We start from the raw sequence: 19,707 nt of genomic DNA on the forward strand, positions 1-19,707 counted from the left end.
TCGCGCACGCGTTCGATTCCAGCGGTGACGGCGTCACGATTGTCAGAGTATCGACCATTTGGATGCCGCAATGTTCCATTTGGCTGTATCTGCGCCAACGGATAGAACTTCAGGGCATAATGTCCGTCGTCAACAGCGTCGGCAGCTTTTCTAATCAGGTCTGAGTTGGATGTCGCTCCAAAATACCAGCCATTCGCATAGTAGTTCAGTTCATCGCGAATTTTTCCGCCAAAGAGTTCATATACTGGCACATTCAACGCTCTGGCGCGAATATCCCACAGCGCCTGTTCCATGGCGCTCATCCCGGCACAAGCAATTCCGCCGGGGTTCTTTAACCAGAACGCCTGGTCGTACATGTCCGAAACGATCCGATTGATGGACAGCGGATTAGCCCCCAGCAAAAACCGTTCGCTCAGATCTTTAATCATACCCGCAACAGCTGTGCCACCGCTTCCATAGGAAATGGCGGCCTCACCTAATCCGGATATGCCTTCATCCGTCTGAATTTTCACCAGAACGGGCTTCAGGCCCTGTCCGCGCACATAGTAAACGTTGACGGACACAATTTTCATTTTTCAAACCCCACGTGCAGGAGAAGCACTCATTCCGCCGCGACCCCCGCCTGACGCAGTTTCAACCTGAAATCCTCCAGCGTTCCCTTATACTCCCACGTCTGAACGGTGTTGTGAGGACACTCAATAAAAATATAATCTTCGGTAACCGACAAAATTCTGGAAACCTTTATGAGTTTTGTTACAAATCCTCCCGCGCCAAGATCATCGATGACAGCTTTCCGATCCTCATCATATCCATGATATACTTTCGAAGCTCGAATTTCTGCAGTTACATACGCCATATAATCGTGTCCTCTTGGATTTTTTGACATATTGATGAATGATACATCATTATATGAGCCGCACCTCGAAAGCAGAAATCGAAAGTACGCTGATCGGTATGCCGATTTTGCATACCTAAAGTCTGGCGGAAAGCTACTGTTGTGGTGTCGTTAATCCAAAATCTTCTGAACTGGGAATACTGGGTAACCTACTAATCGAAAGCGCGAAGCATCAGGAAAGCTTAGAAATTGTCGGAAGTGCTTCATTCTCAAGGACTGCGGATTCCTGTCAAGAATCGCCTTTATCACTGTGCCGAACACAATCACAAAACGCCTTGATGGGATGTGAACCTACGATCTTAAAATGCGAATGCTATCTGTCTGAATTACTTAATAACGTTTCTAGGCTAGACGTCACATTTGGGGCCGGACGCTGACCGTCCGCTTATGCGTTATGAGCGGAGTTAGCGGCCATTTGGCAGCAGATCATGCCTGCGGCTAGCCGATCAGATTGTGGCCCTACATGAGCCTTTCCGCTCGCATTCGCATTGCTGGCTCAAGTTCAAGTGAGTGTCGCGCAATCTTGTCGAAACAGACGGACGTTGTCTCATTGATGGCGCGCAGTTCTCCATCAAGCGAACCAGCCATTGTCTGGCGAAACGTGATTGATGAACGTCCGACCTTCAACACCTGTGAGCGGATCGTCAGCAAGTCTCCGGCTGGCATTTCCTTTTTATAGTCCGTTGTCGAGCGCACATCCGCCCAACCGAAACTCTCATCCGGAATTTTCCCGGCAATGTGGCCCAAGAGCTGAAAGCTCGCATCATCGAACATCCCGGCATAATGCCGAACATTCATATGTCCCATGACGTCGCACATCCACGGATGTACGACGCCTATAAAAGTCACAAGACCGCTCATCGCGCCACCGACTGATAGCCACCCAGAAAAGCGGTGAGATTATCACCCAGAGCATCGCAAAGATAACCGCCTTCCTGCACGATTACAGTTGGCAGACGAAGCTTTGCGATTGCTTCCGCAATGCGTCCAAAGCCACCGGTGGTGACCGACAATCCGCCGAAAGGATCGCCTTCGAACGGATCAAGACCAAGCGCCACCACCAGCGCATCTGGCGCGAAAGCTTCGATACGGCGGAAAGCCGTATCGAGTGATGCAAGGAACTCGGCATCGCCGGATTTGCGCGGTAGGGGCAGATTGAGATTGTACCCGAGCCCAGCGCCTTCACCGCGTTCATCGGCATGGCCCCAGAAGAACGGATAGAAGCGCAGCGGATCGGCGTGGATCGAAACTGTCAGCACATCGGGACGAGCGTAGAAGATGCCTTGCGTTCCATTGCCATGATGCAGATCGACATCGAGGATTGCCACGCGTTCGGTCTTCGAGCGTAGATGCTGAGCGGCAACCGCCGAATTGTTGACGAAGCAAAAGCCGCCTGAAACATCGGCAAAGGCATGATGCCCCGGTGGGCGGCAGAGCGCATAGGCCGCGACCTCGCCCGCAAGCAATGCATTGGCGGCGTCAATCGCGCTCCAGGCACTCCAGCACACGCTTTCCCATGTGTGTTCAGCTATCGGGCAAGCGGTATCGGCCATGTGATAGCCGACCTGCCCGACGGCAGATGCCGGATAACGACCGTCACGCGCCAACGGATGAATGTTCGGGATGACTTCTTCCGAAGCTTCCTCGATGCGCCGCCAACGCGGATAGATATGCTGCAGGAACTCCAGATATTCCGGTGTGTGCACGGCAGCGATCGGGCCAAGACCATGATTTTGCGGACGGATAATCTCGCAGCCCGCAGCCTTTGCGCCAAAGAGCAGACGTTCGACGCGCTCCGGCTGCTCGGGGTTAGGCTTCGGCGCGCCGCTGGAAAGAAAGGCTTTCGGATCGTGAAGCGTTTGCTCAACAGCGTAGAAGGCTTTCATGACTGCTCCCTAATTTGCATTGATACGCGCCAGACGGGCGAAATCCTCGCCATAAGCGCCATGATCGAGATCGGCTTCGATCCAGCCGATACCCAGCCGTTGGTAAAAGCGCTGCGCGGCAACATTGTCCCGATCCACCGCCAGCCGCAGATAGACGCCGCCGCGTGCTGTCGACCAGGAAGCGACATGGCGCAGAAGAACCTCGCCCACACCACGACCGCGAAACGCCTGATCGACATAGAGGTCCTGCACAAAGACACCGGGCTTTCCGAGCCATGTCGAGAAGATCGGGAAGAAAAGCGCCAGCCCCGCAAATGCCTCGTCCACCTCGGCGATCAGGCTGGTAAAAGCCGCGTTGGGACCGAAGCCATGGCGGCGAAAATCTTCCACCGTGCTGGAGACTTTGCCCGCAGCACCCAGCCCCGCACCCATTGCGCGGATTGCCTCGTGAATTCGTTCGGCATCGGAAGGTTCGGCAAGCCGGATCACAACGCCCGCTTTGCCACCCAATTCAATCTTTGGCATCAGAACGCCACCCTGTCTCCACCCTTCAGCCCCAAATAGTCGCGCGCCTCGTCGGGCGTGGCAACTTCCAGCGACAGGCCGTCAAGGATGCTGCGGATGCGCCGAACCTGATCGGCATTGCTGCTGGCCAGCTTTCCCCGTCCGTCGTAGAGGCTGTCTTCCAGGCCGACACGCACATTGCCGCCCATGGCCGCCGCCATTGTGATCATTGGAATCTGGTGCCTGCCTCCTGCCAGAACCGAGAAGGAATAGTCGTCCCCGAAAAGCTTGTCGGCGATGCGTTTCATATGCATGAGGTTTTCCGGGTCTGCGCCGATGCCGCCCAGAATACCGAAGACGAACTGGATGAACAGATGACCGGTAACCAGCCCACGGTCGCGAAAATAAGCCAGTGAATAGAGATGCCCGACATCATAGCATTCGAACTCGAAGCGTGTACCGCAGCCCTGACCGAGACTGGTCAGAATGCCTTCCATATCCGCGAAGGTGTTCTTGAAGATCGAATGACGCGTCGCCTCCAATAGCTCGGGTTCCCAGGCGTGCTTCCACTCGCGTGGCTTGTCGAGGGCTGGAAACAGCGCGAAATTCATCGAGCCCATATTGAGAGAGCACATTTCCGGTTGCGCCTTGAGCGGCGCGGCCAGACGATCATCCAGCGTCATCAATGACGAGCCGCCGGTGGAAATATTCACCACCGCCGCGGTCGACTGCTTGATGCGCGGCAGGAACTGCATGAACAGATCCGGATTGGCGGATGGTCTGCCGTCATGGGGATCGCGAGCATGGAGGTGCAGAATAGATGCGCCCGCTTCCGCCGCCGCGATGGCTTCACTGGCGATCTCCTCCGGCGTAACCGGCAAATGCGGCGACATGGTTGGAGTGTGCACGGAGCCCGTCACTGCGCAGGTGATGATCACCTTGCGCTGTGTTTTCTTTTTGTCGGTCATGATCCGGTTTCCTTAAGCGTTCACGGGCAGCTTGAGTTCACGCGACAGAACCTCAAGCGTATCGCCAAGGATCGCGGTGATCTCGCCAACTTGTTCTTGACTTACGACCATCGGCGGACAAACGAGGAAATGATCGCCTTCAACACCGCCGCGCGTGCGGCGCGAATAGATGATGAGCCCGCGCTCATACGCAAGATCCACCATGCGCTGATGGGCATTCAGTTCCTTCGGCAACGGCTTCATGGTCTCGGGATCGGACACGAATTCGGCTGCCAGCAATAACCCCTTGCCGCGCACATCACCGACGAACGGGAAGCGCTTCGCCAATCCTTCCAGCTCGCCCTTCAGCGCATCGCCCATACGGGCGGCATTGCCGACCAGATCGAGACGATCAATCTCCTGAAGCACCGCCTTGCCTGCCGTGCAAGCCAGCGGATTGCCTGCATACGTGAAGCCGTGCAGGAAACCGCCAGCATCCAGAACCGGCTGCACGATGCGTCCGGGCGCCGCCATTGCGCCAAGCGGGCAATAACCCGAGGCGAAACCCTTCGAAAGCGCGATGAGATCAGGCTTGCAGTTCCAGTGGTCGCCGCCCAGAAACTTGCCGGTGCGTCCGGCGCCGCTCATCACCTCGTCATGGATCAGCAGGATGCCATAGCGGTCGCAGATTTCACGGATACGCGGATAGTAACTGTCGGGCGCGACCAGCGCGCCGGTCGACGCTCCGCCGATCGGCTCCATGATGAAGGCGAGCACGCTTTCAGGACCTTCTTCCTGAATCTTCTCCTCCAGCATGTCAGCATATTTCTGGCCGCGCTGTTCCATCGTGAGATTGTCACGGTCGAGATAGGCGGTCGGTGCCAGGACTTTCGGCATTTCGCGCATGATGGGTGCGAAAGGCTCGCTTAAGGCCGCATAGCCGGTGACAGCCAGAGCGCCAAGCGTGCCGCCGTGATAAGATGGAAAACGCGAAATTACTTTCCAGCGCGTGCCCTGCCCGGTTGCAACCGCCCATTGGCGGGCAAGCTTGATACAGGATTCCACCGCTTCCGAACCACCGGAAACAAAGAATATCTTGTCCAGACCTTCCGGCATACGCTCGGCGGCCATGCGCGCCAGATCTTCCGCCGGTTCATTTTCGAAGTGCAGACGATAAGCGAAGGTGACGCGATCCATCTGCTCTTTCATGGCGTCGAGCACGTTGCGATTGCCGTGGCCGATATTGACCACCATTGCGCCGCTAGAGCCGTCGATGACCCGGCGTCCGTCCTGATCCCAGATGTAGATACCTTCGGCACGATCCACCAGCGGCCTGCGCAGGCGCGACTGGTAGAAAAGATGCGATGCCGGGCGTTCGTTCTGTGCTTTTGTGTTGAGCATTGCGTTACTCTGTCAGCGCTTGAGATATTGGTTGAGAACATTGGCGGTCACACGCTCGACCATGCGGTCGCCACGTTTGAGAGCCGCGACCCACTCGCAGCTTCCTGCGTGGAAAACCTCGCCCTTGCCGCGCGGGAAATTGACGATCATGCCGCAGCCGCGCTTGATACGTTCGACGGCTGCATCGCCATTGTCGCCGATCAGCGTATCGGCCACGAATTTGGCATCGGCATCGGAGAGGAACTGGTCGTCGGCTGGAATATCCGCGCTCTCTTCCTTGAGAGACGACATGCCGAGCGCCAGAATTTGCAATCCATCAGGTGCGCCGCTGCCCTCCTCTGGTTCAGGCAGACCGCCCCGGATCACATAGTCGAGCCCGTCGACCTCATAGCCGAAGGCGTGACCGTCAGCGCCCAAGAGATCACCGTAATAGATGCCGGTTCCCGCAAAGGCCCAATGTTCCGGGCGATAGACCGGAAAACCGCGCACGCCACGCGGGGCGCAGCCACCCCAGCCGACATAAAGCCCGCGCAGCGCATTGAGGCCGAAGGTTTCGGCAGCTGGCCGTCCGGCTTCCGTCGCTTCCCAGCAACCGCTGGTGCGGCGTGGATCGGCGGAGCGATAGACCGGGTCTTCAGCGCGGGCGCGATATTTGTAGCAAGTCTGGCGCTTGCCATCATTCTCAAGCCGCGTCTGCCACATGAAATTGCCTGCAAAACGGGCCGCACGGCCGCCGTCATCGACATAATGATCAACGGCATCGCGCATTTCCCATGTCCAGTATTCGTCGTGACCGACAAAGGCCACGCAATCATAACCGTCGAGGATTTCCGGCGAGAAATGCAACTCATGCTGGCTGGCGAGATCAATCGCAAAGCCTTTTCGTTCAGCCCAGCGGAAAAACAGGCTGTCATAGCTGGCCCAGCCGGATGAGGCATATTTCTTGGAATAGCCATTGGCAAAGGCCCATTCCATATGCGGATAGCGTGGAGGAGCAGCAGGCGGCGTTACAAACTCCAGCGGCACGCGAGGCGCATCGGACGGCAGCAGCGCAAAGCCACGGCAGAACGGACGCTCGATGCTCACCGTCGTCGCGTATTGATCGCCATTCGGCCCGGTAATGCCCTGATAGTGGTTGGAACCGCCCCAGGTATTATAGGCCGTCCACGTGCCGGTCGCTGCAACCTGCAGGATACGACCGGGCTTACGGCCTGCCACAGGCCGCAGGATGAAAAGATGGTGGCAATGGATCAGCTGACCGTCATTGCCTTCGGCTTTCAGCGTGATGCGATAAGCACCGGAAGGCCAGTTCTCATCCGTCTTGAACGAAAATGTCGTCTCCCAGCCGCAGCCCACAACGGAACATTGGGCAGGCGTTTCCTGCCATTTGCAGTCTATCCCGCGCTTTGAGAAGACAGGCGTTTCAACCGCCCCATCCCGCACGATTTCGATATCGAAACGCGACGCGGTCGCACTCACCTGCAAATGAACCGTTGTGCCAGGCAGATAAGAATAGGCATCGGTGTAGCACCAGATTTCGCCACGCGGCCCGTCCATGCCGGGATATTCATAATAATGCCCAAGCACGGCTTCGCGTCGCTGCGCCGGGGTCAGCCCGAAATCGGGAAATTCCCTAAGATCGGCAAACTCATTGCCGTTTCTCTCGTTCATGCCATCACCTCACGCAGCCAGATATTTCTTGAGGAAGGAGCGGGTACGCTCCTGCACCGGATTGCTCAAAATCTGATCCGGCCGCCCCTCTTCCACCACCACACCGCCATCCATGAATAGGATACGATCTGCCACTTCGCCCGCAAATCGCATCTCATGCGTGACGATCAGCATCGTCATATGTTCAGCGGCGAGCTGCTTCATGACAGCATTGACCTCGTCCACCAGCTCGGGATCGAGCGCCGACGTCGCTTCGTCGAACAGCATCACTTTCGGCTGCATGGCGAGCGCACGGGCAATGGCCACACGCTGCTTCTGACCGCCGGACAGCCGCGAGGGATAGACATCGACCTTGTCGGCAAGCCCGACCTTTTTCAAAAGCTCCAGTGCTAGAGTACGAGCAGCGTCCTTCATCATGCCCTTGAGTTTGATGGGGCCGAGCGTGATGTTTTCCAGCACTGTCAAATGTGGAAACAGGTTGAAGTGCTGAAACACCATGCCCATCTGCTGGCGCACGGCATTGATGTGCTTCTCGAAAGCCTGCCCGGTGAGAGGTTGATTGACCTGCACGCCATCGAGCCAGACTTCACCGCCATTCAGCGTTTCAAGATGATTGATCGAGCGCAGAAGCGTGCTCTTACCGGAGCCGCTGGGGCCGATGATGGCGACGATCTGGCCACGCGCCACGGAAAGGTCGATATCTTTCAACACTTCCAGCTCGCCATAGGCTTTGCGAGCACCCTTCACTTCGACCATCGGTTTTGCGATTTTGGGGCTGCTCATCGCGTGACCTCCACTTTTCTTTCAATGCGCCGCAGGCTGGCTTCCAGAATCAGATTGACCACGTAGTAGATGGCGGCGATGGTGATGTAGAATTCGAACGGGCTGAAGGTTTCGCTGATGGCAAGCTGCGCGCTGTGCACCAGTTCGGCAATGCCGATGATCGAAACCAGTGACGTATCCTTCAAAAGAACGATCATATTGTTGCCGATGGGCGGGATCGTATTGCGCACCGCCTGCGGGATGACGATGTAGCGCAAAGCCTGACCATGGCTGAAGCCGATGGAACGCGCGCCTTCCATCTGACCCGGATCGACCGCCACGATACCCGCGCGGATGATATCGGCATTATAGACGGCAAAGTGCAGACTAAGACCGATGATGCCCGCGCCAAGTGCCGGAATATCAATACCGATCTGAACTAGCCCGAAATAGATCAGGAACAGCTGCAACAGAAGCGGTGTTCCCATGAACAGCCACATGAAGAACCGCACCGGCCATGCTAGAATCTTAGGCGCGTAAAGCACCACCAGCGCAAATACGATACCGAGCACGAAGCTGAGGAAAGCCGACGCTACGGTCAGAACCAGCGTCCACCACAGCCCTGTCAAAAGTAGATCCGTATAGGGTGCGACGATGCTCAAATCGAGAGCTTGCATCCAGTCCTCCCTCACTGCGCCGCGAAGCGCTTGTCGAGAAGATCGACCCCGCGCGCCACGATATAGATGATGATCATGTAGAGAACGGCTGCAACGCCGAAAATCTCGAACGGTTTGTAGGTTGAACCGATGAAACGCTGCGCCGTATAGGTCAGCTCAACCACTGAAATGGTGGAAACCAGCGCAGAGCCCTTCAGGAGCGCAATCGTATTGACACCGAGAGGGCGGATCATCAGCCGGGCGGCCTGGGGCAGCACGACGAACCGCATCGTCTGCCCTCGCCCAAAGCCGATGGAACGGGCGGCTTCCGTCTGGCCGCGATCAACGCTCTGAATTGCGCCGCGGATCGATTCCGACATGTATGCGCCGATATTCAGCCCCAGTCCGATAACACCAGCGGCAAACGGCTCCAGATTAATGCCAATCTGTGGACCGCCGAAATAGAGAATGAAGAGCTGTACAAGGCAAGGTGTTCCGCGAAAGACGCTCACATAGGCTGCCGCAAGCCATCGCAGGATGACCGAGCGGGACAGACGGCCGTTAACGAGGACCGCTGCGACGGCCAGACCCAACACCAGGGCCAGAGCAGAAATTTGGACAGTCACCCATGCCGCCTCCAGAAAAAACGGGAGGACGCGCTGCATCAACGCAAAATCCATCGGAAAACTCCGGTCAATCGGTTCTCAACCGGCCCGGACATATGCCGGGCCGGGATGACGTATCAGCGAATATCGCTGCCGACCCATTGCATCGAGATCTTCTCATAGGTGCCGTCGGCCATGATCTCGTCGAGAGCCTTCTGCATCGTAGCCTTCAGCTCGGGATTGTTCTTGCGGATGGCGATGCCGATGGCGACGCTGCCGCCTTCGATATCAGGCGTATCGAGCCTACGGACCTTCTGGCCGGTTTCCTTGATCGCCACCATGACCGGGATGTTGTCGACGACGATAGCGTCGACGCGACCGGCATTCAGTTCGAGCATCAGTTCCGGCAGCCCCTTATAGGTGCGAATGGTCCAGCCGCCCTGTTCGCGCGCCCATTTTTCATGGGTTTCACCAAGTGTGACGCCCAGTGTCTTGCCCTTGAGATCGTCGAGCTTTTGAACTGTAGAGTCTTCCTTCACGAAAACCGCGCGGCCCGCGTGATAGTAAGGTCCTACGAAATCCACGGCCTTCTCGCGTTCCGGCGTAATCGTCATGGAGCCGACCACCGTGTCGAACTTGCCTGCCCGAAGGCCGGCGACGATACCATCCCATGCGGTGGTGATAAGCTGTGGCTTAAGCTGCATACGCTCGGCAATCGCCGAACCGATGGAAGCGTCGAAGCCCACGACTTCGTTCTTCTCATTGACGAAATTGAACGGCGGGTACTGGCCGCTCATGGCGATCTTCAACTCGCCCGCTGCCTTGATCTTTTCAAGATCATCCGCCTGTGCAGGCGCAACCGCAAAAACTGCGGCGGTGGCAATCGCGGCCGCGGCAATGAAACCCGTGAATTTGTTAAACATGCTGTTCCCGACTTCCCTTTGTTTGTTTTTCTTGAGGCTTTTTGATGCCTTCCAATATTCATGATTGCTTTTATGAATGCATTTAGCAAATAGATAATGGGAATAGATTACATAGATTTCATGAATGGATGATGCCATGTCGCTACATCGCCCCGAACGCCTTGTCTGGGATCTGGACTGGAACCTTCTGCGCAGTTTTGTGGTAATCGCGGAGGTGAAAAGCATCACCCGCGCGGCAGAGCGTCTCAACCTCAAACAACCAAGCGTAAGCAATGCGTTGCGCCGATTGGAAGACCGCATCGGCCAGCGGCTGGTGGAGCGCGACGCAACCCATTTTGAGTTGACGGACGTTGGCAAACTGCTCTACGAGCAAAGTATCGAGGTGTTTGGCGCCATTTCACAGTTGCCGCAACTGGTGCGCGGGGTCGGTGACAATGTGACTGGCCATGTCACCATCTCTGTCGCCAGCCACATCATATCGCCGATCTTCGATCAGGCGCTTGCGCGGTTTCATGAACAGCATCCCAATGCGACACTGACGATCAACGTATCCGCAAGTACAGAGGTCGCGCGGCTTGTGCGCGAGAAACGCGCTTCCTTCGGCCTTGGTCTGGTGAGTAATCGCGACCCCGCGCTGGACTACACCATGGTCTATCGTGAGTTCTTCGGGTTTTTCTGCGGCCCCCGGCACCGGATGTTTGGCCAGTCCGGACTGACCCTTGCCGATCTGAAGGGAGAACCATCGGTTTCGTTCCAGACCGATCATATTGCAGACGCGCTACGACCCGTAGCCCTGTTGCGCAGTGAGGCGCGACTCTCACCTGATGTTGTCGGCACCTCGTCGAGCCTTGAGGAAGTGCGTCGGATGATCATCACCGGGCTTGGCATCGGCCCACTTCCATTACACGTCGCGCGACGCGAGATCGATGACGGCCTTCTCTGGCGTCTGCCGCCATACGACAACCCGCCTGCCATCGATGTTTTCCTGATCCACAATCCTGAAGCCAACCTCAACAAGGCGGAAAAGGCCATGCTGGCCGGACTGAAATCTATTATTGCATCAACGCCCCTTGAGGAGCGCATCTACCAGGATTGAGCCCCGAAGCCCTATCTTCATGGCTGTGCAAGTAGCGTTTCATGATAGGCCCAGAACTCGTCTATGAACCGTTGAGCGAGACTGTTATGAGGACCATTACTGCGACGAATGGCCAAAAATCCGGCGTCAACGAAGCTTGTGAAAGGTCGGATCGCCACACCACGTCCGCGAAAATCGGTTGCCGACGACGGATCGATGATCGTTATGCCGACACCTTCAGCCACAAGCGTCAGCGCTGTGTGCGACAGGCGTGTCTCAATGGTGGCCGACCGTGGAATGCGCGCTAGGGCAACTTCCACGCGCATGGCAAACAGCGACCCCGGCTCCAGCGTGATCATACGTTCATCGGCGAGATCATCCGGTGAAACCTCCGGATAGTCTGCAAGACGATGCCCTAGCGGGACAGCGACAACCGCCGGTATCGCCCGGGTTTCAATATTGAAACCGGGTCTGTCGAGCGGACCGTCGGCAAAACCGAGATCGACCTGACCAGATGCGACGGCCTCAACAACCATCGCGGAAGGAATACCGTTGAGAGAGGCATGGATATTGGGTCGCGCCTTGAGAAAACGGGCGAGAAAGCGCGGCATGATCCCGTTTGCAAGCGCAGGCATAGCCGCAATCCGCAGCATGCCCGCATTCTGACGGTTGATCTCGTCGGCGAAACTCCGGATGCGATTGAGCCCGACATAAGCCCGCTCCACCTCCTGCAACAGCGTCATGGCCGCCTGTGTTGGGACCAACTGGTTTCCGCGACGGTTGAAGAGCTTGAGTTTCGTGTCGATCTCAAAGTCACGGATAAGGCGGCTCACGGCGGGCTGGGTGATCGACATCAGTTCCGCCGCAGCCGTCATTTTTCCGGTCAGCATGACGGTTCGGAACGCTTCGACCTGACGCAGGTTCATGTTTCACCATAATATTTGGTTATGCTTGAGGCTTCATTTCGAATTTGACTGTATTGATCCCCGCTGTCAAACCACTCCCATAAACGTACCGGCGCAGCAAAAGGACCGGACATAAAAAGGGAACTAGGCAGTTGGGTGCGGTCAGCGCATATTTGGATTTGATGGGTTTTGCTGAAGACGGCTGGGGCTACGATATGCTCCGGGCCACCGGCATGTCACTCGCGGTAGCCTTTTGCGGCTTTGCGGCAGGTGCGGTGTTCGGTATGATTGCCGCTGCCGCTTCATTTTCATCGCAGCGCATTCTCAGAATTGCGGCTGCCGGCTATTCGACAGTGCTTCGCGGCATCCCCGACCTTCTGGTCATTTACCTGTTCTATTTCGGCAGTAGCGCTGTGTTAAGCCAGATCGGCGCGTTGTTCGGCGGGCAAGGCTTCGTCAGTGCGCCAATCTTCATCACCGGTGCACTGGCCATCGGCGTGGTTTCTGGCGCTTACCAAGCTGAAGTCTATCGCGGCGCAGTGCTGGCACTGCCCAAAGGTGAGATCGAAGCTGCCAAGGCCTATGGCATGCCACCGCGTCTGCTGTTTCGCCGCATTATGGTTCCGCAGGCGGCACGCTTTGCCATTCCGGGCATTGGCAATGTCTGGCAGCTTGTCTTGAAAGAGTCGGCACTGATTTCGGTCGTAGGACTGGTTGAGCTGATGCGTCAGGCGCAAATCGGCGCTGGATCAACCCGCAAGCCTTTCACCTTCTTTCTGACCGCCGGGCTGCTTTATCTCGTCATCACATTCATATCGGGCTTGCTGTTCAATAACGCCGAAAAGCGCGTCATGCGCGGCATCCGGAGGGCAGTATGAGCTTTGTCGACCTGCCGTTCATGTTCGACAGTTTCGTTCAGCTGTGCCGGGGTATTCCGCTGACGCTGCAACTGATGGCGCTGTCGGTTATCAGTGGCGCCGTGCTGGCCACCATACTGGCTACGATGCGTCTGTCGGGCAATCTGATACTGGACCTCATTGCGCGAGGTTATATCTTTGTGCTGCGCGGCACCCCGCTGCTCGTGCAGCTCTACATCATCTATTACGGCCTCAGCCAGTTTCCAGAACTGCGCCGGAGCTTTCTCTGGCCGTTTTTGCGGGAACCCTATTGGTGCGCAGTACTGGCTCTTGCACTCAATACGGCTGCCTATAGCGCCGAAATCATTCGAGGCGGTGTTCTGTCGGTTGCGACCGGGCAGATCGAAGCGGCGCGCGCCTATGGCATGAGCGGCTTCACCCTCGTCCGCCGCATTCTGGCCCCACAAGCGTTGCGACAGATGCTGCCCGCCTATTCGAACGAAGTCATCTTGATGGTGAAGTCCACCGCACTGGCATCAACCATCACCATGATGGAGGTAACGGGGCTGGCGGCCAAGTTGATTTCCGCCACCTATCGCCCTGTCGAAGTCTTCATCTGTGCAGGCGCGATTTATCTCCTCCTGAACTTCGTAGTCACCAGAATTTTCAAACTGCTGGAATATCGCTCGTCGGCGGCCCAGCGTCAGCCTGTCATCGTGCATGCCGCCGGAGGGAACTCATAATGCAACGTTTCGAAACGCCTGCGGTCGAGATCAAGAACCTCGAGAAATGTTACGGTGCGCACAAGGTTCTGCATACAGTTTCCTTGCAGGCCCACCAGGGTGAAGTCATCTCCATTCTGGGTGCGTCAGGTTCAGGCAAATCCACTCTGCTGCGCTGCATCAATATGCTTGAAGTGCCGGATGCAGGCAGTGTGGCTATTCACGGCGAGGCATACAAGCTCGACCAACAGCCCGGGCGCGCAGCGCGTCCAGCCGATGCGAAACAGGTTCAGCGGCTGCGCGGTCAGGCGACGATGGTGTTTCAGTCGTTCAATCTGTGGTCGCACCTGACTATCCTCGAAAATCTGATCGAAGCGCCTATCCATGTGCAGAAGCGAAACCGGTCGGAGTGCATTGCCGAGGCTGAAGCACTGCTGGAGCGGGTCGGCATTGCCGATAAGCGCAACTTCTATCCCGCGCATCTTTCTGGTGGCCAGCAGCAACGCGCCGCAATTGCCCGCGCGTTAGCGATGCGTCCGAAGATCATGCTGTTCGATGAACCAACCTCCGCGCTTGACCCCGAACTGGTGGCCGAGGTGTTGAAGGTCATGCGCGATCTGGCGGCAGATGGGCGCACCATGCTGGTCGTGACCCACGAGATGGGCTTCGCCCGCGATGTTTCCAGCCGTGTCGTGTTTCTGCGTCAGGGCGTGATTGAAGAAGAAGGCGCGCCCGACGAGGTTTTCGGCAACCCCAAAAGCGAACGGTTCCGGCAATTCATTTCCAAACAAAACGCATGAACCGATCAATCGGTTTTCTAACAGAGGTGAACATATGAAACTGAAATGCGTCCTTTCCATCCTCGGCGTTCTCGCCGTTGCCCCGACCGCGCATGCCGAAGATGTTGTGCGCATCGCTACCGAAGGTGCTTATGCGCCGTGGAATTTCTCCGGCCCGAACGGTGTGCTGGAGGGCTTCGAGATTGATCTCGCCAAAGACCTTTGCGAGCGCCTGAAAGCGAAATGCGAAATCACCGCCCAGAACTGGGACGGCATCATTCCATCGCTGACCGCGGGCAAGTATGACGCCATCATGGCGGGCATGAGCATCACACCGAAGCGTGAGGAAGTGATTGCGTTTTCGTCACCTTATGCGGCGGCCATCAACTCCTTCGCAGTCATGGAAGACAGCGACCTCGCCGATCTGCCGGAAGGCGGCAAGCCGCTGAATGTCGATTCCGATGCAGCAAAGCCGATTCTCGAAGAAATCGCCAAGAAAATCAACGGCAAGACCGTCGGCGTTCAGGGTTCCACAACCGCTTCGGCCTTCATGGAGCAATATTTCAAGGATGGCGCGGATGTGCGTGAGTACAAGACCGCCGAAGAACACAATTTCGACCTGACCAGCGGTCGTGTGGATGCGGTTGTCGCCAATGCCACAGTTCTTGCGGCTGCGCTGGAAAAGGACGACATGAAGGGCGCAAAGCTGGCTGGCCCGCTGTTTTCGGGCAAGGTCTTCGGCATGATCGGTGTCGGTCTGCGCAAAGAAGATACCGCCCTGAAGGGTCGCCTCGATACTGCCATTCAGGCCGCGATTGCCGACGGCACGGTGAAGAAGCTGTCCGAGAAGTGGTTCAAGGTGGACGTAAGCCCGCAAAACTGAGCCAACACAATCGGGCCTGGCTCTCGTCAGGCCCAACACTGACGACGCTGTGACAACAGATTGAATTTACGAATGCGCAGATTGCCGGACCAAAACATAATCATTATCGGAGCGGGACTGGTTGGCTCTGCCATCGCCTGGGGTCTCGCCCGATCTGGTCTGCGTCCAATGCTTCTCGATGGGGAAGACCTGTCCCTGCGCGCATCCCGTGCCAATTTCGCGCTCATCTGGGTACAGGGCAAAGGCGTAGGGGCACCACACTATGCCCGTTGGACAATGCAATCTGCGCGCCTGTGGCCCGCTTTCGCAGATGAATTGCGGGATGTCACCGGGCTTGATGTGGCGTTGAAACAGACCGGTGCCTTTACCTTCTGCCTCGACGAGCGCGAGCTTCAAATGTTTGCCGGAGACGTCGCGACAGTAGCACGAGAGCTTGGCAATGACGCCCCGGAACACGTTGTACTCGACCACCAGGAAACTGCTAAAATGGTCCCCTCCATCTGCCGGGATGTGATCGGTTCGATCTATTCGCCGATGGACGGCGACGTGAATTCACTGCGCCTGTTTCGCGCATTGCATACGGGCATGATCAACCTCGGTGCTTCCTACGAACCGCATTGTGAAGTCTCGTCCATCACCCCGCAAAACGGCGGCTTTCTCCTGAGTGGCACATGGGGTGAAGTCTTCACGGAACGCGTCATTCTGGCTGCGGGCAACGGCAATGCAGAGCTTGCAAAGAGTGTCGGTCTCGATGCGCCGGTTGTGCGCAGCAAAGGTCAAATTCTTGTAACGGAGAAATGCGCGCCCTTCTTCCCCTATACAGCGGCGACGCTGCGGCAGGCGGATGAGGGTGGTGTCATGATCGGCGACAGTCAGGAAACCCATACGGATCAGATCGCCACCAATCAGGATATCAGCGCAGTTCTGGCCAACAGAGCGGTGCGGACGTTCCCCCATCTGGCCGATGTCAATGTCATTCGCAGTTGGGCCGGATTTCGTGTCAAGACACCGGACGGCTTGCCTGTCTACGAACAATCCGAAAGCCACAAGGGCGCGTATGTCGTCATGTGCCATTCCGGCGTCACGCTTGCAGCCAACCACGCCCTGATCGTGGCGCAGGAAATAGCAGCCGATGCCAAACAACTTGCTGGTCATGCGTTCTCCGGCCGGAGGTTTCATGTCTCCTAAAATGTTCCTGAAAACTGAGACACCAGAGGAAACCGTGACGATCACATTCGATGCGCGCACTTTGACGGTGCCTGCCAATGTAACTGTCGCTGCAGCACTGCTTGGAGAGGGTATCATCCGGCTCAGAGATAGCGTCGTTGGTGATCAGCCGCGAGCGCCCTACTGCCTGATGGGTATCTGTTTCGAGTGTCTAGTCACCATTGATAGTGTTCAGAACCGCCAAGCCTGTATGACGCCCGTTGTCGATGGAATGGTCATTTCTTCGCAGACCGGCGCACGTCGGGTGGAACCATGATCACCATGCTCAAGAGAATTTCTGATATTTATGCGCTCGACGCGTTTTACGACCTTGCCATTATCGGCGCGGGACCGGCAGGCATGTCGGCAGCGGCGGAAGCCAGTATCGCTGGCGCCAAAGTGGTCCTGTTTGACGAGAACCCTGCCGCCGGCGGCCAGATTTACCGTGGCATTGAACACAATACGACTGCCCGCAAACCGTTTCTCGGCACCGACTACTGGCGGGGCAAAGAAGTCCTGCAAGCATTTATCGCCAGCAATGCCACCTATGTGCCACAGGCTCTCGTCTGGAGTGTGGAGCCACGGGATGGCGACGACAGCAACAGCGTCGAACTGCGTGTGTCAGTGGGCGGCAAGAGCGGGATTGTCTCCGCGCGCCGGGTGATCTTCGCGACCGGCGCAATGGAGCGTCCGATGCCTGTCAGGGGCTGGACGTTGCCGGGTGTAATGACCGTTGGCGCGGCACAGATTGCGCTGAAGACTTCCGGCCTCCTGCCCAACGGACGTGTGGTTCTGGCAGGAACCGGTCCGCTCCTCTACATGTTCGCCGCGCAGTTGTTGCAGGCGGGCGGCAAGGTTGCTGCTCTGCTCGATACGACACCCGGCGCAAATTACGCGAAAGCTGCACCGAACCTGCTTTCATTCCTTTTCTCGCCCTATGCCTTGAAGGGGCTTTCCCTGCTTTTTAAGGTGCGCAAGTCGGTGCCGGTTTATTCCGGTGTCACCGAAATAGCCATTGAAGGAAAAGACGAAGCCGAAGCGATCCGCTTTTCGGCCAAAGGCAAGACTCACAGACTTGCTGTCGATAGCGTGTTCCTGCATCAGGGGGTGATCCCCAACAACATTCTCGCCAATGCTTCCGGCTGCGCTCTGGTTTGGAACGACGGTCAGAAATGTTTTCAACCGCAACTCGACGGTAGCGGGCGTTCGTCCATACCGGTCATCTACATCGCTGGTGACGGTAGCGGCATTGGCGGTGCATTGGTTGCCGAGCCCAGCGGGCGTATCGCTGCGCTCGCGGCCTGTCAGGATATCTTTCCGGCACTGGCAACATCGTTGGCATCAAAAATCGTAAAGCTGAAAGCGCTGGCGCGACGTTTCGAACGTGGTCGATCCTTTATCGATGCGCTTTACCAGCCTGCACCGGCATTTCGCGCACCGACGAACAGAGACACGATTGTCTGCCGTTGCGAGGAAGTGACCGTAGGCGCAATCCGCGACGCGGCGGCCTGTAACATCGCCGGCCCGAACCAGCTGAAAACGATGTTCCGCTGTGGCATGGGGCCTTGTCAGGGGCGCCTGTGCAGTTCCACCGTCACAGAAATTCTGGCCGAGGTGCAAAACCGCGCGCCGGAAAATGTCGGCTTCTATCGTCTGCGCGCGCCGGTGAAACCGGTGCCGCTCAGTGAAATCGCAGCCCTACCCCAAACCCCCGATGCTGTCTTCGCCGTTACCAGCGAGCAGCCGGAAAATTCCCTAACCATCTGAAAGGATTAAACTATGGCTGAGCGTTTCATTCAGACGCCGATCATGCATCGCGTCGTCGAACACAACGGTATTGTCTATGTCGGTGGAACCACCTGTGATGACGAAAGCCTGGATATGGCTGGTCAGACCCGCGAAATCCTCGCCAAGCTCGACAGCTATCTGGCACAGGCAGGCACGGACAAGACCAAGCTTCTGGCAGCCACCATCTTCGTAACAGACCTCAGCAAGAAGCCTGAAATGGATAAGGTCTGGAAGGAATGGATCGATCCTTCGCAGCTGCCAACCCGTGCAACCGTTGGCGTTGCCGATCTGGGCAGCGACACGCTGATTGAAATCGTGGTTTCCGCTTACAAATAATCGACTTTAAAAGCCACTTTGGGTTCTTGAAATGAAAGGCCGCCGACTGTCATGGAGTCAGCGGTTTTTCTCCATCCAAAAGCTACAAGCCATTGGCAGCTATTGTTATCAGCGGACTTAAGTACGTTAATTGTCAGATTTTATATTCTCATTATTCATCGTATATTGGAATACTTTTTATCAACCCCATTCAATAAATGTATAGTTCAAATTAAAATCTGCAAAATGAAATGTAATTTCAATCGTTTCTGCAATATATCTAATGTCGTTATTTAACAAACAACACCAAACATTCTGTGTGATTTTCCGATATTCGCAGATCTCGCATTCTCAGCGAAGCGACGACTAATTTTTCGAAGGGTTATTTGAAAATACCAAACCCTTTTAAGCGTAAAGGACATAGCAATCACCTTGACAACCCGCGATGTTAACAGGGCCAAAGAACCCGTTCGTTCCAATTTCTATTTCCGTTCATGGATGAGCGCTTCTGCTGCGCATTCCAACTTACCTCGGATGAATTCAATCAAAACAGAAGGTCTGCATTTGGTATTAATCGGATCCGCTTAATCGAAGAGCTTTACGCCCGTTACAGTCCGGCAACTATTGGGCACAAGGCTGTCGGCTGGAATGTGATTTGCGGCGCCCCCCACAACCGACTGCAGTAATGCCTTTAAACTACGGCGAGCGCGAAGCGACGTCCGCTGCTCGCATAGGCTGCTAATGAGCAAACTATCCGCTTTCCCGCCCTTCGCGGTCGCTACTAATATTAAAAGAGAAACGACCGCTTTCAGCAAACTTTCCGACAACTCGAACGTCCGACATGAGGGCGCATTACCGACAGACAGCTAAGAGGACCAAAGCGGTCGCTCAGGTTTCGGTGGACGCACTTGGAATTACCGCCAGAAA

General features: G+C 56.4%; 21 protein-coding genes and 1 pseudogene. 9 read left to right on the forward strand and 13 right to left on the reverse strand.

Features of this window, described 5'->3' with window-relative positions:
* From HWD97_RS19465 to HWD97_RS19520, 12 genes and pseudogenes are all read right to left on the reverse strand, one after another.
* Positions 1 to 572 (reverse strand): annotated as a pseudogene (locus HWD97_RS19465) (mandelate racemase/muconate lactonizing enzyme family protein); the annotation flags it as partial.
* Positions 573 to 601: 29 nt separating this feature from the next.
* Positions 602 to 856 (reverse strand): hypothetical protein, encoded by a 255-nt coding sequence (locus HWD97_RS19470; RefSeq protein ID WP_109365748.1) that lies wholly within the window; start codon positions 854 to 856, stop codon positions 602 to 604.
* A gap of 498 nt (positions 857 to 1,354) precedes the next feature.
* A complete protein-coding gene (locus tag HWD97_RS19475; RefSeq protein WP_109365747.1) occupies positions 1,355 to 1,756 on the reverse strand; it encodes a thioesterase family protein in 402 nt (133 codons plus the stop codon).
* Positions 1,753 to 2,781, reverse strand: coding sequence for a histone deacetylase family protein (locus tag HWD97_RS19480; protein WP_109365746.1), 1,029 nt, complete (start codon positions 2,779 to 2,781; stop codon positions 1,753 to 1,755). The genes HWD97_RS19475 and HWD97_RS19480 overlap by 4 nt, the downstream gene beginning before the upstream one ends.
* A gap of 9 nt (positions 2,782 to 2,790) precedes the next feature.
* Positions 2,791 to 3,306 (reverse strand): GNAT family N-acetyltransferase, encoded by a 516-nt coding sequence (locus tag HWD97_RS19485; RefSeq protein WP_109365745.1) that lies wholly within the window; start codon positions 3,304 to 3,306, stop codon positions 2,791 to 2,793.
* Positions 3,306 to 4,253 carry a 3-keto-5-aminohexanoate cleavage protein gene (locus tag HWD97_RS19490; RefSeq protein ID WP_109365744.1) on the reverse strand — a complete coding sequence of 316 codons (948 nt, stop codon included), beginning with the start codon at positions 4,251 to 4,253 and terminating at the stop codon, positions 3,306 to 3,308. The genes HWD97_RS19485 and HWD97_RS19490 overlap by 1 nt, the downstream gene beginning before the upstream one ends.
* A gap of 12 nt (positions 4,254 to 4,265) precedes the next feature.
* The gene (locus tag HWD97_RS19495; RefSeq protein WP_109365743.1) at positions 4,266 to 5,633 is read right to left on the reverse strand and encodes an aspartate aminotransferase family protein; all 1,368 of its coding nucleotides are present in this window, start codon (positions 5,631 to 5,633) and stop codon (positions 4,266 to 4,268) included.
* 12 nt (positions 5,634 to 5,645) lie between these two features.
* Complete coding sequence (locus HWD97_RS19500) at positions 5,646 to 7,304, reverse strand: N,N-dimethylformamidase beta subunit family domain-containing protein (protein WP_109365742.1); 1,659 nt, start codon at positions 7,302 to 7,304, stop codon at positions 5,646 to 5,648.
* Positions 7,305 to 7,313: 9 nt separating this feature from the next.
* A complete protein-coding gene (locus HWD97_RS19505; protein ID WP_167836143.1) occupies positions 7,314 to 8,060 on the reverse strand; it encodes an amino acid ABC transporter ATP-binding protein in 747 nt (248 codons plus the stop codon).
* 23 nt (positions 8,061 to 8,083) lie between these two features.
* Positions 8,084 to 8,743 carry an amino acid ABC transporter permease gene (locus HWD97_RS19510; protein WP_319080257.1) on the reverse strand — a complete coding sequence of 220 codons (660 nt, stop codon included), beginning with the start codon at positions 8,741 to 8,743 and terminating at the stop codon, positions 8,084 to 8,086.
* Positions 8,744 to 8,754: 11 nt separating this feature from the next.
* On the reverse strand, positions 8,755 to 9,402 hold the full coding sequence (locus HWD97_RS19515; RefSeq protein ID WP_109365739.1) for an amino acid ABC transporter permease: 648 nt from the start codon (positions 9,400 to 9,402) through the stop codon (positions 8,755 to 8,757).
* A 62-nt stretch (positions 9,403 to 9,464) separates the two neighbouring features.
* Positions 9,465 to 10,250 (reverse strand): ABC transporter substrate-binding protein, encoded by a 786-nt coding sequence (locus tag HWD97_RS19520; RefSeq protein ID WP_109366391.1) that lies wholly within the window; start codon positions 10,248 to 10,250, stop codon positions 9,465 to 9,467.
* Between the two features lie 136 nt (positions 10,251 to 10,386).
* Here HWD97_RS19520 and HWD97_RS19525 point away from each other — a divergent pair, with 136 nt between their 5' ends.
* Complete coding sequence (locus tag HWD97_RS19525; RefSeq protein WP_109366392.1) at positions 10,387 to 11,346, forward strand: LysR family transcriptional regulator; 960 nt, start codon at positions 10,387 to 10,389, stop codon at positions 11,344 to 11,346.
* A 17-nt stretch (positions 11,347 to 11,363) separates the two neighbouring features.
* Here HWD97_RS19525 and HWD97_RS19530 read toward each other — a convergent pair whose 3' ends face one another.
* Complete coding sequence (locus HWD97_RS19530) at positions 11,364 to 12,251, reverse strand: LysR substrate-binding domain-containing protein (protein WP_109365738.1); 888 nt, start codon at positions 12,249 to 12,251, stop codon at positions 11,364 to 11,366.
* 161 nt (positions 12,252 to 12,412) lie between these two features.
* Between HWD97_RS19530 and HWD97_RS19535 the strand changes: the two genes are divergently transcribed.
* The 8 genes from HWD97_RS19535 (at position 12,413) to HWD97_RS19570 (ending at position 18,801) form a co-directional block, all read left to right on the forward strand.
* A complete protein-coding gene (locus HWD97_RS19535; protein ID WP_109366390.1) occupies positions 12,413 to 13,108 on the forward strand; it encodes an ABC transporter permease in 696 nt (231 codons plus the stop codon).
* Entirely contained in the window at positions 13,105 to 13,830 is a 726-nt protein-coding gene (locus tag HWD97_RS19540) for an ABC transporter permease (protein WP_109365737.1), read from the forward strand. The genes HWD97_RS19535 and HWD97_RS19540 overlap by 4 nt, the downstream gene beginning before the upstream one ends.
* A complete protein-coding gene (locus HWD97_RS19545) occupies positions 13,830 to 14,609 on the forward strand; it encodes an ABC transporter ATP-binding protein (RefSeq protein WP_109365736.1) in 780 nt (259 codons plus the stop codon). The genes HWD97_RS19540 and HWD97_RS19545 overlap by 1 nt, the downstream gene beginning before the upstream one ends.
* 34 nt (positions 14,610 to 14,643) lie before the next feature.
* A complete protein-coding gene (locus HWD97_RS19550) occupies positions 14,644 to 15,471 on the forward strand; it encodes a lysine/arginine/ornithine ABC transporter substrate-binding protein (RefSeq protein WP_371835468.1) in 828 nt (275 codons plus the stop codon).
* A gap of 72 nt (positions 15,472 to 15,543) precedes the next feature.
* On the forward strand, positions 15,544 to 16,659 hold the full coding sequence (locus tag HWD97_RS19555) for an FAD-binding oxidoreductase (protein WP_109365734.1): 1,116 nt from the start codon (positions 15,544 to 15,546) through the stop codon (positions 16,657 to 16,659).
* Position 16,660: 1 nt separating this feature from the next.
* A complete protein-coding gene (locus tag HWD97_RS19560) occupies positions 16,661 to 16,954 on the forward strand; it encodes a (2Fe-2S)-binding protein (RefSeq protein WP_109365733.1) in 294 nt (97 codons plus the stop codon).
* A complete protein-coding gene (locus HWD97_RS19565; RefSeq protein WP_109365732.1) occupies positions 16,951 to 18,444 on the forward strand; it encodes an NAD(P)/FAD-dependent oxidoreductase in 1,494 nt (497 codons plus the stop codon). Before HWD97_RS19560 ends, HWD97_RS19565 begins: the two co-directional genes overlap by 4 nt.
* Positions 18,445 to 18,456: 12 nt before the next feature.
* Positions 18,457 to 18,801, forward strand: a complete 345-nt coding sequence (locus HWD97_RS19570; RefSeq protein ID WP_109365731.1) for a RidA family protein — start codon at positions 18,457 to 18,459, stop codon at positions 18,799 to 18,801.
* The last annotated feature ends 906 nt before the right edge of the window (positions 18,802 to 19,707 follow it).

Source organism: Ochrobactrum sp. C6C9 (genome assembly GCF_022627935.1).
In the GTDB taxonomy this organism is placed as follows: Bacteria; Pseudomonadota; Alphaproteobacteria; order Rhizobiales; family Rhizobiaceae; genus Brucella; species Brucella teleogrylli.